This window comes from Exiguobacterium sp. s166, assembly GCF_018618855.1.
In the GTDB taxonomy this organism is placed as follows: Bacteria; Bacillota; Bacilli; order Exiguobacteriales; family Exiguobacteriaceae; genus Exiguobacterium_A.
In genome coordinates, this window is sequence record NZ_JACSMU010000002.1 from 593,290 (window position 1) to 608,729 (window position 15,440).

The following is a 15,440-nucleotide window of genomic DNA, read 5'->3' on the forward strand; positions in this document are numbered from 1 at the left end:
CGGCTATCTCGTTTTTTAAGATCTTATTTTTTTCCGGCTGTTTCTTCCTCAAAATGTCTTGGAAAATTAAATTTTACGCAAACTTTATTTTCTTCATTTCCCGCAATCAGATTATCAATTGTCACTTCTCCTTCGTGCCGTTCGACAATCCGTTTAACGATGTATAACCCAAGACCAAACTTGCCTTCTTTTCCACGAGAAAATTGATGGAACAGCGGAGAGGACGTTTCTAACGGCGGACCGTCATTCAGGATTTCGACTGTCGCCGACTGCCTTGTGCCGGACAGGCGAATCTCAATCGTGGACTCGGCATAACGAATCGCATTATCCAATACATTTTCCAATGCCACACGTAATTGTTCCCCTTCGCCTAACACAATGCCCGCTTCCCCGGAAATTTTCCATGTCAATACTTTTGTGCCGACAAACCGTTTTTGAAGCAAATGAACCATGCGGTCCAAATCCACATGATCCCATGTTGAACGATCCAGTTCAAAATAATCAAGTTTTGTTACATATAACAAAGCTGCGACTTTTTTCTCCAATCGTTCCGCTTCTTCTTCGATGACGGAAACAGAACCGGTCAAATCACCGTCCGGATAAATTCCGTCCGAAATCGACTGGGCATAACTGCGAATGACCATGATCGGTGTTTTTAAATCATGTGAGATATTTTGAAGCAAGGATTTTTGAGCTTTATCCTGTTTTTCCAAGTCCATTCGCATCGCATCAACTGACCTGGCCAATCGTCCGATTTCATCGCCACGGTCCAAAGGAAGAGGTGTATCCCACTTCTGAGCTGCAATCTTACCGACCGCCCGCTCAATCTCGATTAAAGGATGGGTCAGTCGTCTGGCTAGCCAAAAGGCAATGAATAAGGTCAAGATACTGACAATCGCAACGACCCAGCCAATTTTCGAAAATAACTGAGTGATGAGTTCCTGCCGATAGGCATCCCAAACGTATGAAACACGGTAATAGGTTTCCCCTTTAATCTCCATCTTTAGGATACTGTAGTAGACATCTTCCTTATCAAGACGGGTCGTGTATTTTTGCATTTCTTTTTCTTGATCGATAGCATCACGATACATTTGATTGACCAGCTGTTGCGGTGCCCCGCCATAGTATAACTTTCCATTTTTCGATAACAATAAGACATTGACCGAGCGTGACTCCTGTTTCCGTCGATCGAATTCAATCGGATTGTCTTGTAACATCTCGATGACAGAGGCATCTTCCGAAAAAAAGACTTCACTGTTTTCTAATGTCGCATAGACTTGCTCATCGATGAAGTTACCAATCGACGACCGCATGACGACTAATATGACAATGGAGAGTGTTGCAATGACCAACAGGAACATCGCCCAGATTTGAAAACCCAGACTCCGATTCTTCATGCAGCCACCAAACGGTATCCGATTCCGTAAATCGTTTCAAGTTCTAGTTTGGAAAGTTTTTTTCGTACACGGCGTACGAGATCATCGACGACACGGTCTGATCCGAAATAATCGTCGCCCCATACGCTCACTAAGATTTGTTCCCGGGACATCGGTGTTCCGATTTGCGTAGCAAACAGAATCAGTAAATCATATTCTTTCGAGGTCAAATCAATCTCTTGACCATTCTCTTCGATAACTCGCTTTTCCGGATAAATCGTATAATCCCCGTACCGGATGAGACCGGTTTTCGGTGTCGCATACGCACGTGCTAAAATTTTCTTTACACGAATAACCAGTTCGCGCGGTAAAAACGGTTTAGCGATGTAATCGTCCGATCCCATCTCCAGTCCAATGATTTTATCAATGTCTTCATCCCGGGCCGAAATGAAGATGACCGGCGTCGTTTCGTCGTGCGCTTTAATCCGTTTGATCAACTGAAAGCCGTCCAAGTCCGGCAACATGATATCAAGTATCCACAAATCAGGTTTTTCAATGATGGCAGATGCCGCCGCTTCCCCGGATGTAAACGATTTTACTTGCCAACCTTCCTGTTCCAAATACTTGACCAAAACGCGGTTCAAGTTCACCTCATCGTCAACTAAATAAATCGTATGCATCTTCATCACTCCTGCTTAAGTTCTTTTTTTCAGTGTAACAAAGGATTTCCGCAGAATTATGGGAGAATCTAAAATTATACAAAAAAACGCTCTTTTCTGAAGAAAAGAGCGGCGTTCAGTCCAACTAATTATTTTACAAGGCGCAACGACGGATATGTCGCACGTTCTACATGTGTTTTTGTGTTTGCCGATACATGACGACGTTCCGTTTTCACTACGTGTGTCAGGAACGTGGCGCCGCCACCAAGTAAGACGGTTACACCAGCCATTAAAATAATTTCCATTGTTTTCGCCACCCTTTTCTATCGCAATTGATAATCAGTATCATCCTCAAGATGACTATATCATGCTTGATAGAAAATGAGAAGCATTCTCAGAGAATTAATCGGTTAAAAATTTCCGTTGTTCTTCTTCATGACGTTTCCGAATGATTTCACGCCATTGAAACTCGCCCTGTTCCAATCCGTTAATCAAGATTTCGGCGGTTCCGACATTTGTTGCAAGCGGTAAATCATAGACGTCACATAATCGAATCAAGGCCGATACGTCGGGCTCATGGGGTTGGGCTGTAAGAGGATCACGCAGAAAAATGACGATATCAATTTCTCCCCGGGCGACCATCGCACCGATTTCCTGATCTCCTCCAAGCGGTCCCGACTTACAGCGGTGGACCGTTAATCCTGTCGCCTCCATGATCCGTTGCCCTGTCGTACCCGTGGCATATAACGTATTTTTGGCAAAATAAGCTTCGTATGCTCGTGTAAACATCATCATCTCGTCTTTTTTTTCATCATGCGCAATTAAAGCAATATTCATTTTATCTCCCCCTCCTTACCTATATGCACACAAAAAGAACTTCAGAAACCTGAAGTTCTTTTTTTCTATATTGAAATCATGAACTGGTTGGTTGTTTTTTCAAGACAGTCCGTAAGATCTTACCCGTTGTATTTCGTGGCAATTGTTCAATAAATTCAATTCGTGTCGGGCACTTATACTTAGCGAGTGAGATGGCACAGAAGTCGAGGACTTCCGTTTCCGTCAACGGTTCACGTACGACAACAAATGTTTTTACCGCTTCGCCCATTTCTTCGTCGGGTACACCGATGACGGCGGCTTCGACAATCGATGGATGTTGATATAAGATTTCCTCGACTTCACGTGGATAGACATTATATCCGCCAACGATAATCATATCTTTTTTCCGGTCGACGATATAGAAGTATCCATCCTCATCTTGTCTTGCTAAGTCGCCGGTGTAGAGCCATCCTTCTTTTAACGTCGCTTGCGTTTCTTCCGGCATTTTATAGTAACCGGTCATGATGTTCGGACCACGTACGATTAATTCTCCGACTTGACCGATTGGTACTTCCTGCCCGAGTTCGTCGACGACCCTGTTTTCGACATCGATGATCGAAGGTCCGATCGAGCCCGGCTTTTGTACTCCGTCCAAAGGATTGAAGCATGTGACGGGAGACGCTTCGGACAGACCGTATCCTTCAAGGATATGACAGTTAAAGGTTTGATCAAAGGATTGAAGCAACGGTACCGGTAAACTCGCTCCACCTGAAACGAATAAACGGATGGATTCAAACGCATTCGTATATTCCGGATGCGCCTTTACTGTCTGTAGCAGGAAGTTATACATCGTCGGCACACCCGCAAAAATCGTGACCTGTTCTTTTTTCGCCAGTTCAAACGTCTCCTGTGGTGAAAAGCGGGCAGCAATGACAACCGTTGCCCCGTGTGCCAGTGACGCATTGACCACGACCGTCAAACAAAAGACATGGAACATCGGTAACACAGCGAGTGTCCGGTCCTGTTCCGAGACATTTAAGTATTCCCCGATGGAACGGGCATTGGAAGTCAGGTTTCGATGTGATAACATCGCTCCTTTTGGTTTCCCTGTCGTTCCGCTCGTATACAGGATAACAGCGGTCTCATCCATTTCATACGTCACTTCCTGAATCGGATGTTCAATCTCTAACCACCGCTCAAGCGTCGTGAACTGAACATTTCCAAGTCGTTCTTCCGGACCGACTTGACCGTTAAACGGAACGGAGACGACGACAGAAAGATGCGGTAAATGAACCAATCGCTCTTTTGCTGCTTCGACAAGCGGTGCGATTCCTAAAATCCCTTTAACATCGCCGTTCATTAAGATGTAACCGAGTTCATCCGGCGTATAGGTCGGGTTGATTGGGATGGCAACTGCCCCCTGCTTCATGACAGCATAATACCCAATCAAAAAAGCCGGACTATTTCCAAGTATTAGAGCAACGTGATCCCCTTTTCGAATTCCATGTGACTCGAGTGCTCCGGCGGCCCGGTGAAACTTCTCAACAAATTCATGATAACTGACTGCGACATCTTCAAATACGTAGGCGATGCTATCCGGACGTTGCCGAGCTGTTTCTTCCACCGAATGAATCAATCCCATCATAACTAGCTTCCCCCTTCGAATGAATAACCGTTCATTTTTAATGCAAAAAAAATCCATACATGACGTGTCCGCCTGTATGGATAGTGTAGCATTTTATGGAAACGTTTTCACGTTCTTTCTTTTTAACCGTTGACGATGACGCCACCGTTTAGATGCAGGACTTGACCCGTCATATAACTTGAATCGTTACAAGCTAAGAAGACGTAGGCCGAAGCCATTTCTGCCGGTTGTCCCGGACGATCCATCGGTGTGTTTTTACCAAACGTTTTGACCGATTCATCCGGGAATGTATCTGTGATCAATGGTGTCCAAATTGGACCTGGAGCAACGGCATTGACACGAATCCCTTGTTTCGCAAGATTCATTGACAGACTACGTGTGAAGCTGACGATGGCTCCTTTTGTCGACGAATAATCGATTAAGAGGGAGTTTCCTTCGTATGCTGTCGAAGACGTCGTATTAATGATGGCCGAGCCGAGTGTCAAGTGAGGTAAAGCCGCACGTGCTAAGCGCATCATCCCGAAAATATTTGTTTTGAATGTTTTTTCCATTGACTCGTCTGTAATGTCGAGCAACGAATCTTCCGGTTTTTGCATACTCGCATTGTTAACGACGATATCAAGACGACCAAAACGGTCGATGGTTTTTTGGACGAGTTCTTCACAATACGCGCCGTCTCCGATGTCTCCTTGCGAAAGTAACACTTCGCCACCAAGTTCTTCGAGACGGGCTTTTGTTTCTTCTGCACCTTCTTGATCACCATAAAACGCGATGACGATTTTAGCACCTTCTAATGTATAGGCAATCGAGATCGCACGCCCGATTCCTGAATTACCACCCGTTACGATAGCCACTTTGCCTTTTAATTTCCCGGCAGCACGGTAATCGTCCCGTTCATAATACGGCAACGGTTGTTGATCTTCCGTTTTCGGTAAGCCTTCCGAAACTTTTTCAAAATTGATGAAGTCGTTTAATGTACCCTCTAAAAAGTTATCTTTATTGTAGCCCATGAAAAAAGCTCCCCCTATGCAAGTTGATAGAGAGAGTTTTCCCAAAAAAGCTTATGCTAAAACGTCAAGCACTTCGTCCAGCTCCACGGCACCAAAATATTTCTTTAATTCGTACTGACTCAAGACTTCGCGTAACGAAGACCGGTCATACCGTTTGCCTTCCAATGCCCGTGCGATTTCCTCGGCATCCTCGACTCCGAAGAAATCGCCGTAAATTTTCGCTTCTTCGATGACTCCCTTTTTCACATTCAAGCGGAAATCAATCGTTCCAATCGGGAAACGTTTTTTATGGATCACATCAAACTTCGGTGATTTACCGAAATTCCAATCCCAGTTCCCGTACCGTTCTGCTGAAATCGCATGGACTTTTGCCCAGTCTTCGTCCGTCAAGACATAACGTTCCATCTCTTTTCCTTCATAAATCGATTCAAGGAGATGTTCGACGAACTCATCCATCGTCAACGGCTCTGTTAAAAATTCAGAGATGTTTGCGACCCGGCTGCGGACCGATTTAATTCCTTTTGAACGCATTTTTTCTTCACTGACGACCAACGCATTGACAACTTCCTCAATGTTTGAATCAAGCATCAATGTACCGTGGCTGAACATCCGGCCTTTTGTCGTAAACTGGGCGTTTCCGCTGATTTTCCGGGTTCCGACATGAATGTCATTACGACCGGACAGCTCTGCTTCGACACCCAATTTGTGCAGTGCTTTTACGACCGGCTCCGTGAATTTTTTATAGTTATTGAACGAATCTCCATCATCTTTTGTCAGGAAACTGAAGTTCAGGTTTCCGAGGTCGTGGTAAACGGCACCACCGCCTGATAAACGACGGACAACATGAATGCCGTTTTCCTCAACATATTTTAAGTTGACTTCCTCGTTCGTGTTTTGGTTTTTACCGACAATAATCGACGGACCGTTGATGTAGAACAGGAAATAATCTTCTTCGCTGACATTTAAATTGTTCAAAATAAAGTCCTCGACAGCAAGATTGATCCGTGCATCGTGGATATCTGGATGGAAAATGAATTTCATAAGTTTCATGTACTCCTTTAACAATCAAATTTAGTTACAGCCGTCGACTCCGCAGGCATCACCTTCAGCTACGATTTCTACTTTTTGTTCTTGTTGCACCCGGTCCAATACTTGGCTGAATGCTTCAACAGGCTGCGCTCCTGAAATGGCATATTTCCGGTCAAATACAAAAAACGGCACACCGGTCACACCGAGTTCACGAGCCATATCTTCTTCCTGACGCACTTCATCGGAAGACTCGTCAGATGCGAGGAAGGTTTCTACCGTTGTTGGATCGAGTCCAACAGTAGTCGCAATGCGCATCAAAATCGAATCGTCGTTTAAGTTCTCACCATTCATGAAATAAGCTTGGAATAACTCTTCTGATACTTCATCCATTTTATCATGCTTTTTCGCAAGTTGAGTCAGGCGGTGAGCCTTAAATGTGTTTGCCGGAACAACGCGGTCCATCTCATAGAACAGACCATCGGTTTTCGCCGCATCGACGACACCTTGCGACATCGATCGAGCTTGATCAACAGATGTCCCGTACTTTGATGCTAAAATTTCGTACAATCCCATCGTTGGTGTTTCCGGTGCTGACGGATCGAGTTCAAAACTTTTAAATTCAACTTCGACGTTTGTCGCTCCATTCTCCTGAATCGCTTTTTCCAAACGTTTCTTACCGATATAACAAAATGGGCAGGCATAATCTGACCAGACTTCAACTTTCATCGTGTTCCATCTCCTTCATGTAGTTATCATGTATGTTTAGCATAATCGCCCGGGCGTTCGCTTGCAATGAATCTGATTTCATAGGACAGTAAAAACTCCTTCGCCGAAAGCAAAGGAGTTTTTGTCGAACAAGTATTTATTCTGTGACGAGTGCGTGAGCTGCGTCCTCAATTTCGATCTCAAGTTCTTTTGTATATTCTGCTGTTTGTGCAGCTGTCCAGTTCAAGTGACGGGCCATCTCTTTGATGACTGCTTCTTTATGCTGACGTGCCCAAGCAATATCGAAGAAGACGGCGCCGGTCCGACGGATGAAGAAGTCGATTGGACGTGCCACCATTTCGTGGTTGATTCCGTAATGAAGCTGTGCATAGACATCACGCGGTAATTCTGTTTCCGCCGCATCATACGATGCCGCATATTCAAGAACGACCGGTATGTTCGAACCGTATCGTTTCGCAAGGAATAACACTTCTTCTGATGTTAATCCGTTTGCCGGTGCTTGTGATTTCAAGAACTTCGCGTACCCGGCTGCCCCTCCGACATGGCCACCTGAAATCGGCATGTTTTTTGTCGCACAACGTGTATAGGCACGGTTTGTTTCTTGTTTTAATAATTTGGCGACGAGATCAACGACGTGCTCACCCATTTTACGGTAGCCTGTCAGTTTTCCGCCGGCAATCGTAATCAAACCGGATTCAGACTGCCATACTTCGTCTTTCCGCGAAATTTCAGACGGGTCTTTTCCTTGTTCATAAATCAATGGACGAACACCGGCCCAGCTTGATTCCACATCTTCCGCTGTCACTTTCACTTCAGGGAACATGTAATGAATTGCATCGAGAACATATTCCTGGTCTTCGACTGTAAATTTCGGATGTGATGTGTCTTTGTCAAAGAACGTATCCGTTGTTCCGACATACGCTTTTCCGTCACGTGGAATGGCAAAAATCATCCGGCCATCCGGTGTATCGAAATAGACAGCTTGTTTCAGCGGGAATTTTGACTGGTCGATGACGACGTGAACCCCTTTTGTCAAACGCAGTTGTTTGCCGACTTTCGAACCGTCTTTTTCACGCAATTCATCGACCCAAGGACCCGTTGCGTTGACGACTTTTTTCGCACGAATTTCATGTACGTCTCCTGTCGCAAGATCCGTCACACGCATTCCGACGACTTTTCCGTTTTCATACAGAATTTCTTCCGCTTTCGTGTAGTTGACGACACGTGCTCCGTGAGCAACCGCTTCTTTCATGACTTCGATCGTTAAACGGGCGTCATCTGTCCGGTACTCGACGTAGTAACCGCCGCCTTTTAGACCGTCTTGTTTTACAAGCGGTTCTTTTGCCAATGTTTCTTTGGCTGACAACATTGAACGCCATTCTGAACGTTTAACGCCTGCCAGGAAATCATAAACACGTAATCCGATTGACGTACTGAACGGTCCGAATGTACCGCCTTTATGCATCGGTAACAACATCCATTCCGGTGTCGTAACGTGTGGTCCGTTTTCATACACGATTGCCCGTTCTTTCCCGACTTCGGCAACCATTTGGATTTCGAATTGTTTCAAATAACGTAAACCACCATGTACCAATTTCGTTGAACGGCTTGACGTTCCCGCTGCAAAGTCCTGCATCTCAACGAGTCCAATCTTCATGCCACGTGACGCAGCATCAAGAGCGATTCCTGCCCCCGTGATTCCTCCACCTACGACAAGTAGATCGAGTTCTTCACGCGTTAATCGATTGTAGACCTCTGCACGGTTTTTGCTTGAAAATTGCTGGTTTGCCATGAATAGTTCCTCCTGTTTAGGTTCGAAAAAAAAGAGACCACAACAAACAGACTGACGGTGTCAACTGTTGCTGTGGTCTCTCCATATTCTCCGACCGGTTTATTAACTTGTTGTTACTATAACATATGTCACATCATTTAAACAACATCGTCGCTTGAACAGCTTTTTTCCATCCACCGTAAAGATCTTCGCTTTCCGCTTCCGCCATGTTCATCTCAAAGCGACGATCCATCTTCCAATGCGCCGAAATTTGTTCTTGGTTTTCAAAGAATCCGACAGCCAGACCAGCGAGATACGCCGCGCCAAGAGCCGTTGTCTCATTGATTTCAGGACGCTCGACCGGTGCCTGAATGATATCACTCTGGAATTGCATGAGGAAATCATTTTTGACGGCCCCGCCGTCGACACGTAAGGCAGACATTTCGATTCCGGAATCCTGTTCCATCGCCGTCAAGACATCACGCGTCTGATAGGCGAGTGACTCAAGTGTCGCCCGGATGAAGTGCTCTTTTTCCGTTCCGCGCGTCAGACCGAAGACTGCACCACGGACATCGCTGTCCCAGTAAGGTGTCCCGAGACCGACGAAGGCAGGAACAACGTAAACACCGTCTGAAGAAGTCACACGTGTCGCGTAAGCTTCTGTTTCCTTCGCATCGTTAATCAGGCGAAGACCATCCCGTAACCATTGAATCGCTGAACCGGCCACAAAAATACTGCCTTCGAGCGCATACTGGACTTTTCCGTCGATTCCCCACGCAATGGTCGTCAAGAGACCGTGTTCCGATGTCACAGCTTTGTCGCCTGTGTTCAGTAGCATAAAACAGCCCGTTCCGTACGTGTTTTTCGCCATTCCTTTTTCAAAACAAGCTTGACCGAATAAAGCAGCCTGCTGATCTCCGGCAGCACCGGCAATCGGAACTGATTCACCGAAGAAATGATAGCCAGCTGTATGGGCATAAACTTCAGAAGACGGACGGACTTCAGGAAGCATCGCTTTTGGAACATCGAGAAGCTGAAGTAATTCGTCATCCCATTTCAGTTCATGGATGTTATACATCAACGTCCGGCTGGCATTGGAGTAATCCGTGACATGGGCTTTACCGCCTGACAACTTCCAAATCAGCCATGTATCAATTGTTCCAAACAATAGTTCACCACGTTCAGCCCGTTCCCGTGAACCTTCAACGTGATCAAGAATCCACTTCACCTTTGTTCCGGAGAAATAGGCATCAATCAATAAACCTGTTTTTGCACGGAATAGTTCGGCATGACCGGCACTCCGCAACTCGTCACAAATCTCAGCTGTTTGTCTCGATTGCCAGACAACTGCATTATAAATCGGTTTTCCAGTCTCTTTCTCCCAGACGACTGCTGTTTCCCGTTGGTTCGTGATACCGATTCCGGCGATTTGTGTCGCCTTAACGTTAGCTTCCGTTAGACAGGTTGCAACAACTGCAAGGACACTTCCCCAAATTTCATTAGCATTGTGTTCAACCCAACCCGGTTTTGGAAAGTACTGCGTAAACTCACGTTGTGCGGAATGAACGATTTCTCCAGAACGGTTGAATAAAATCGCCCGTGTACTCGTTGTTCCTTGGTCTAATGACAAAATGTAGTTCTCCATCTCTTCCCCATCCTTTGTATCTAGTAAGTTAAGCTTAAGCTGACTTCGACTTCACTGACGTTGATTTATTCGGACGAACACCGAATTTATAGCATAAACCTAATATGATGATTGTCACAAGTCCGACAATCACAAATGCCGGTGTATCTTTCCCGGAGAAGACAGATCGGTAAAACAATCCACCGAGACTTCCACCAAGAACCGGACCAAGTACCGGAATCCAGGCATAACCCCAGTTAGAAGAACCTTTTCCTGCAATCGGCAAAATAAAATGCGCAATTCGCGGACCTAAATCACGTGCCGGATTCATTGCGTATCCTGTCGTCCCCCCAAATGACATTCCGAGACCGACAATCAAGACACCGACAACCAATGGATTCAGACCGTCTGAAAACGTATTGGCTCCAATCGATAAAATTCCAATGACGAGCAAAAATGTCGCAATCAATTCACTCATGACATTCGCAAATGTATGTGGAATCGCAGGTGATGTCGCGAAAACACCCAGTTTTGCCGCCGGATCTTTCGTTTCTGCCCAGTGCGGTAAGTAATGAACGAATACGATACTCGCTCCGGCAATTCCACCTAATATTTGTGCCACGATGTATCCCGGAACGTCCGCCCATGCAAATGATCCGTCAAAAGCAAGACCAAGTGTTACGGCCGGATTCAAGTGGGCGCCACTGAATTGACCCACCGCATAGGCAGAGAGCGCTACCGCAAACCCCCAGGCTAACGTAATGACGATCCAGCCGGCATCTTTTGCGTAGGATTTGGTTAATGTAACACCTGCTCCGACACCATTCCCGAATGCTACGAGAAGCGCTGTTCCTAAAAATTCTGCTAGTACCGGTGACATACGTATTTCCCCCTTTGTATGTGAAAAAAGCAACAAAAAAAAGAGATTCGCGCCTCGGCTTTTTGAATGTTCTCAAAAAGCATGAAAGCGTGAATCTCCGATTTCTCCGTCACTTCGTATCAACTTGTTTTCACTATAACAATCGATGAAAACGCTGTCAAACGATTTACGTGATCTTTATCATAGCGTTTTCATTTGTTTGGTTCAAAGTATTTCCATAACTCTTTATTGGATGTCGTAATACTCGATGCTCCAGCCGCGATTGCCTGTTCTACTTCCTCAACGGTATCAATCAATCCACCCGCGAATACCAGTTTGCCGGTTTTTCGTTTGACCTCTTCGATATACTTCGGCATCAATCCCGGTAATACTTCGATATAATCAGGTTGCGTCCGCTCCATCAGATGATAACTTTTTTCAAGCGAACTGGAATCAAGTAAAAACATCCGTTGCATCGTCTTGACCTTTTTTTGACGGGCTTTTAAGATGACACTCGCTTTTGTCGATATGACCCCATATGGCTTTAATTCCTGGCAGACATATTCGGTCGCAAATTCATCGTTTTTTAACCCTTGGACTAAATCCATATGCAAAAACATTTTTTTATCATACCGGTGTGCCAATTCATAAACGGCCTTTAAGCGCGAGACGTGCATCTCGAGTAGTACACCGTATTCATAAGGACTTTTCAACATTTTTTCAAAGTCTTCCAACTTTCTTACAGACGGTAGAATCTTTTGACCAAAGTACGTCATATAGCGTCCTCATTTCTTTGATTTGTTCTTAGTATGTCGTCTCCGCAATGTTTTCCGCAATCCTCTTTTTATGAAAACAAATGAAAAGAACGATTAAATTAGGGTATAGCTTAACGATACTGATTTGAAATGGAGGTGAGAAGCATAGGGAGAAGCTTTTCCCCTGTGCCTCGCATGAGTCAACAAAAAAGAATCATCATTTATTTATTTTCCATCCTTATTAACGCCCTCGGCAACAGCTTCATGGTCACGGCCGCCATCGGGAGCGCCCCGTGGACATCTGCCAGTGAAGCGTTAGCCCGAATTTCGCCGTTGACCGTCGGACTCGCCATCGTCGTCCTGCATGTTTTTGCGCTGATCAGTGCTTTACTCCTTGGCAGCCGTTTCAGTTGGTGGACGATTTTACTTAGTTTTTCCCTTGTCGTCCTGTTCGGGACAGCGATTGATTTCTTCTTATCGATTCACCAGCTCCTTTATACACCGGTCGCCTTGTGGGCGCGTATTTTGTATATGATCATCGGGATGCCGTTGATTTCGCTCGGACTTGCCCTGTATCTGCAAATCGGTTTCGTCCTGATGCCGCCCGATTACTTGATGAAATCATTGATCAGCCGATTCAACAGTACTTCGATTGGTGCAACGGTCAGCCTGGCGATTCCATTTTTGATTGCCAGCATCTTGTCGTTCGTCGAACACGAATTGATTGGGATCGGTGTCGGAACGTTCGTCTTTCTGTTGTTAAATGGTCCACTGATTGAATTTTTCCAAAAGACATTTCCGATCACCCGTCGTGTCACCTGACGCAGAAAATCCTGTCCGCGCTGTGAATGTCACAGTGGAGACAGGATTTTTTTTAGATTTAAAGATATGATTTTTTTTGGAAAATCAAAATTGATCCGCCGAATAACACCAAGATGTGTGCCAGAACGAAGATGACAGAAAACGTCAATGTCGTTCCCATCGGTTCTGCCGTTCCATATGTCAAGGCGCCTTTGAAGTACATCGACCAGTCCAAATGCATCAAAACAATCCATTTCGCGATTTCCGGTTTGAAGGCGAGTAACACATTCCCGACAATCGACGTAAAGAACTGGGCGAGCACGGTGAAGCCGATAATCATCCCGACAGAGCGGAAGATAAGTGAGAAGAATAACGTCATGAAAATTGTGAAAACCGGACTAACGAGCGACAACACGGTATCACGCCACTGGATGCTGTCACCGGCTTCAGAAAAGGCAAACGAAGCAGCGTACGTAATGACCGCGATGAAGATGAATTGTCCAAGCATGACTAAAATTGAGAACAACAGCTTTGAAAAATAAATCATCATCCGCGAATACGGACTCATCAATAGGTGTTTCATCGTATCGTAGCGGACTTCATTCCCAACGGTTTCCGCCGTGAAGACAATCGTAATGATGCCAAGCAAGCCGAATAAAATTGTCGAAACCAACGTATAATAATCACTGCGCGTCATGTCAAAATCATTCATTTTCGTAATAATGACAAGTCCAACGACGATAACGACGTATAGAGCTAAGACGATTTTTGATTTTTTCATCGTCCACCATTTCATCCATTCATTTTGTATGAGCGAAAGCATGTGAATCCCCCTCTTTTTTCGTCACTTGCAAGAATTGTTCTTCCAGTGTCATTCGTTTTACAGTCAGTTCATGTAAATCAGCAATCGGGACGATTAATCGGGCGATAGCCGGTGTCTCGGTTTCAGGTGCCGTGATGACGATTTTATCGTTCAAGCGTTCGGCCGGATAGTTGGCAACCCGCAATGCTTCAATGACGTCGCGTACATTATTTTCCGGAACACGAATCATGATTTTGGCTCCCGTCTCATTTCGAACAGACTCGACCGATTTGATGACCCCTTGGTCGATGATCGCATACCGGTCACTGATTTGTTCCATCTCACCTAACATATGGCTGGAAATCAAAATCGCAATATCCTGCTCGCGTGCCATTGCCCGGAGATATTCGCGCAGTTCGGCAATCCCGGCCGGATCCAGTCCATTCGTCGGTTCATCCAAAATCAAAACCCGCGGATTATGTAACAAGGCCCGGGCAATTCCAAGACGTTGTTTCATCCCGAGTGAATATTCACCGACTTTTTTCGACAGTTTTCCTTCAAGACCAACGAGTTTCGCTAATGCCTCATAGTCAACCTGAGTCAGACCCGGAATCAGATTCTTGGCATGAACAAGATTTTGCTTGCCCGTCATGTAGGTGTAGAATGCCGGATTTTCGACGATAGCACCGATTTGTGTCAATGCTTTTGAGCGTTCATGGACGACGTCAAAACCATTGACGGTGACTGTCCCCTCATCCTGTTCCATTAGTCCTGTAATGATTCGGATGGTCGTTGTTTTCCCTGCCCCGTTTGGTCCAAGAAATCCAAACACTTCTCCTGGCGACACTTCAAAGCTGACATCCTTTAAAATCTGTTCTTTGCCTAAACGTTTTGATACGTGTTCAATTTTCAGCATCTTTTTTCCTCCTCTTGCTGTTCTTCTTACTTCAGTGTACGTGATTCAACGTAAAAAAGTTCCTATCCTTACAATTATGTAATCCATTTCCAATTCAAAATCGTATACTAAAAGATGTTCACTACTCTATTTAACTGTAGGAACCCTGATGCCACTTCAATTTGTTCCTGTGACAAAAATAGATTTTCCAACCATTCAATCCATCTATGCTGAACACCCGCACTATGTTCAACTGGAAGGTCGATTACTTCCTTTATCAGAACACGAATTAGAAGCAGAATTTTTAAATCACGATACGATTAGCCTCCTTTGTCTTGACGGGGAAGATATACTTGCCCTCATCGATTATTTACCGGAACACCTAACCGATCATTCCACCTGGATCGGGTTGTTTTTAATGCCCGAACGGCTTCATCGCCAGGGCATCGGTTCGATGATTTTCCGTCTTTTCCACGAACAGTATTTACATGATTGTCCTGTCATTCGTCTAGCCGTCCTACCTGAAAATGTATCAGGACGTCGCTTTTGGGAAGATCTCGGTTTCCGCTTCGAACGATATGGAATATCCAATCACAATCAACCCGTCGAAGTTTTCATCAAAATGAAATCATGCGATGATCGTATGCTAAAATAATGAGAAGAATCCTGTTT

16 protein-coding genes are annotated in these 15,440 nt (G+C 45.1%); 2 read left to right on the plus strand and 14 right to left on the minus strand.

Features of this window, described 5'->3' with window-relative positions:
- Window positions 1–23: 23 nt before the first annotated feature.
- The 12 genes from KNP93_RS07385 to KNP93_RS07440 form a co-directional block, all read right to left on the minus strand.
- The gene (locus tag KNP93_RS07385; RefSeq protein WP_214854186.1) at window positions 24–1,397 is read right to left on the minus strand and encodes a sensor histidine kinase; all 1,374 of its coding nucleotides are present in this window, start codon (window positions 1,395–1,397) and stop codon (window positions 24–26) included.
- Entirely contained in the window at window positions 1,394–2,056 is a 663-nt protein-coding gene (locus KNP93_RS07390) for a response regulator transcription factor (RefSeq protein WP_131503888.1), read from the minus strand. Before KNP93_RS07390 ends, KNP93_RS07385 begins: the two co-directional genes overlap by 4 nt.
- A gap of 128 nt (window positions 2,057–2,184) precedes the next feature.
- On the minus strand, window positions 2,185–2,340 hold the full coding sequence (locus KNP93_RS07395; protein WP_188005206.1) for a hypothetical protein: 156 nt from the start codon (window positions 2,338–2,340) through the stop codon (window positions 2,185–2,187).
- A 97-nt stretch (window positions 2,341–2,437) separates the two neighbouring features.
- Window positions 2,438–2,872, minus strand: coding sequence for a methylglyoxal synthase (locus KNP93_RS07400; RefSeq protein ID WP_131503887.1), 435 nt, complete (start codon window positions 2,870–2,872; stop codon window positions 2,438–2,440).
- Between the two features lie 76 nt (window positions 2,873–2,948).
- Entirely contained in the window at window positions 2,949–4,493 is a 1,545-nt protein-coding gene (locus KNP93_RS07405) for a fatty acid--CoA ligase family protein (RefSeq protein ID WP_131973285.1), read from the minus strand.
- A 125-nt stretch (window positions 4,494–4,618) separates the two neighbouring features.
- On the minus strand, window positions 4,619–5,506 hold the full coding sequence (locus KNP93_RS07410) for an SDR family oxidoreductase (RefSeq protein WP_131503886.1): 888 nt from the start codon (window positions 5,504–5,506) through the stop codon (window positions 4,619–4,621).
- A 51-nt stretch (window positions 5,507–5,557) separates the two neighbouring features.
- Entirely contained in the window at window positions 5,558–6,547 is a 990-nt protein-coding gene (gene lplA / locus KNP93_RS07415) for a lipoate--protein ligase (RefSeq protein ID WP_131973253.1), read from the minus strand.
- A 30-nt stretch (window positions 6,548–6,577) separates the two neighbouring features.
- Window positions 6,578–7,261, minus strand: coding sequence for a DsbA family oxidoreductase (locus KNP93_RS07420; RefSeq protein WP_214854189.1), 684 nt, complete (start codon window positions 7,259–7,261; stop codon window positions 6,578–6,580).
- A 136-nt stretch (window positions 7,262–7,397) separates the two neighbouring features.
- Window positions 7,398–9,053 (minus strand): glycerol-3-phosphate dehydrogenase/oxidase, encoded by a 1,656-nt coding sequence (locus KNP93_RS07425; protein WP_131503883.1) that lies wholly within the window; start codon window positions 9,051–9,053, stop codon window positions 7,398–7,400.
- Window positions 9,054–9,186: 133 nt separating this feature from the next.
- Window positions 9,187–10,677: a glycerol kinase GlpK gene (gene glpK / locus KNP93_RS07430; protein WP_131503881.1), complete on the minus strand. Its 1,491-nt coding sequence runs from the start codon at window positions 10,675–10,677 to the stop codon at window positions 9,187–9,189.
- Window positions 10,678–10,711: 34 nt separating this feature from the next.
- On the minus strand, window positions 10,712–11,536 hold the full coding sequence (locus KNP93_RS07435; protein WP_131503880.1) for an MIP/aquaporin family protein: 825 nt from the start codon (window positions 11,534–11,536) through the stop codon (window positions 10,712–10,714).
- 191 nt (window positions 11,537–11,727) lie between these two features.
- Entirely contained in the window at window positions 11,728–12,291 is a 564-nt protein-coding gene (locus KNP93_RS07440) for a glycerol-3-phosphate responsive antiterminator (RefSeq protein ID WP_026833733.1), read from the minus strand.
- Window positions 12,292–12,465: 174 nt separating this feature from the next.
- Between KNP93_RS07440 and KNP93_RS07445 the strand changes: the two genes are divergently transcribed.
- Entirely contained in the window at window positions 12,466–13,092 is a 627-nt protein-coding gene (locus KNP93_RS07445) for a YczE/YyaS/YitT family protein (protein WP_131503969.1), read from the plus strand.
- Window positions 13,093–13,150: 58 nt separating this feature from the next.
- Here the strand turns inward: KNP93_RS07445 and KNP93_RS07450 are convergent, their stop codons facing one another.
- The gene (locus KNP93_RS07450) at window positions 13,151–13,894 is read right to left on the minus strand and encodes an ABC transporter permease (RefSeq protein WP_131973256.1); all 744 of its coding nucleotides are present in this window, start codon (window positions 13,892–13,894) and stop codon (window positions 13,151–13,153) included.
- Entirely contained in the window at window positions 13,872–14,789 is a 918-nt protein-coding gene (locus tag KNP93_RS07455) for an ABC transporter ATP-binding protein (protein WP_131503878.1), read from the minus strand. Before KNP93_RS07455 ends, KNP93_RS07450 begins: the two co-directional genes overlap by 23 nt.
- A gap of 148 nt (window positions 14,790–14,937) precedes the next feature.
- On the opposite strand from KNP93_RS07455, the gene KNP93_RS07460 reads away from it, so the two are divergent.
- Window positions 14,938–15,423, plus strand: a complete 486-nt coding sequence (locus KNP93_RS07460) for a GNAT family N-acetyltransferase (protein WP_214854192.1) — start codon at window positions 14,938–14,940, stop codon at window positions 15,421–15,423.
- Window positions 15,424–15,440 lie beyond the last annotated feature (17 nt).

Excerpts from the sequence above, each read along its gene's own strand:
- KNP93_RS07420 (WP_214854189.1), bottom strand. The coding sequence starts at position 7,261 with ATGAAAGTTGAAGTCTGGTCAGATTATGCCTGCCCATTTTGTTATATC.
- KNP93_RS07405 (WP_131973285.1), bottom strand. The coding sequence starts at position 4,493 with ATGGGATTGATTCATTCGGTGGAAGAAACAGCTCGGCAACGTCCGGAT.
- KNP93_RS07435 (WP_131503880.1), bottom strand. The coding sequence starts at position 11,536 with ATGTCACCGGTACTAGCAGAATTTTTAGGAACAGCGCTTCTCGTAGCA.
- KNP93_RS07395 (WP_188005206.1), bottom strand. The coding sequence starts at position 2,340 with ATGGAAATTATTTTAATGGCTGGTGTAACCGTCTTACTTGGTGGCGGC.
- KNP93_RS07440 (WP_026833733.1), bottom strand. The coding sequence starts at position 12,291 with ATGACGTACTTTGGTCAAAAGATTCTACCGTCTGTAAGAAAGTTGGAA.
- KNP93_RS07390 (WP_131503888.1), bottom strand. The coding sequence starts at position 2,056 with ATGCATACGATTTATTTAGTTGACGATGAGGTGAACTTGAACCGCGTT.
- KNP93_RS07450 (WP_131973256.1), bottom strand. The coding sequence starts at position 13,894 with ATGCTTTCGCTCATACAAAATGAATGGATGAAATGGTGGACGATGAAA.
- KNP93_RS07400 (WP_131503887.1), bottom strand. The coding sequence starts at position 2,872 with ATGAATATTGCTTTAATTGCGCATGATGAAAAAAAAGACGAGATGATG.
- lplA (WP_131973253.1), bottom strand. The coding sequence starts at position 6,547 with ATGAAATTCATTTTCCATCCAGATATCCACGATGCACGGATCAATCTT.
- KNP93_RS07460 (WP_214854192.1), top strand. The coding sequence starts at position 14,938 with ATGCCACTTCAATTTGTTCCTGTGACAAAAATAGATTTTCCAACCATT.
- KNP93_RS07425 (WP_131503883.1), bottom strand. The coding sequence starts at position 9,053 with ATGGCAAACCAGCAATTTTCAAGCAAAAACCGTGCAGAGGTCTACAAT.
- KNP93_RS07410 (WP_131503886.1), bottom strand. The coding sequence starts at position 5,506 with ATGGGCTACAATAAAGATAACTTTTTAGAGGGTACATTAAACGACTTC.
- KNP93_RS07445 (WP_131503969.1), top strand. The coding sequence starts at position 12,466 with ATGAGTCAACAAAAAAGAATCATCATTTATTTATTTTCCATCCTTATT.
- glpK (WP_131503881.1), bottom strand. The coding sequence starts at position 10,677 with ATGGAGAACTACATTTTGTCATTAGACCAAGGAACAACGAGTACACGG.
- KNP93_RS07385 (WP_214854186.1), bottom strand. The coding sequence starts at position 1,397 with ATGAAGAATCGGAGTCTGGGTTTTCAAATCTGGGCGATGTTCCTGTTG.
- KNP93_RS07455 (WP_131503878.1), bottom strand. The coding sequence starts at position 14,789 with ATGCTGAAAATTGAACACGTATCAAAACGTTTAGGCAAAGAACAGATT.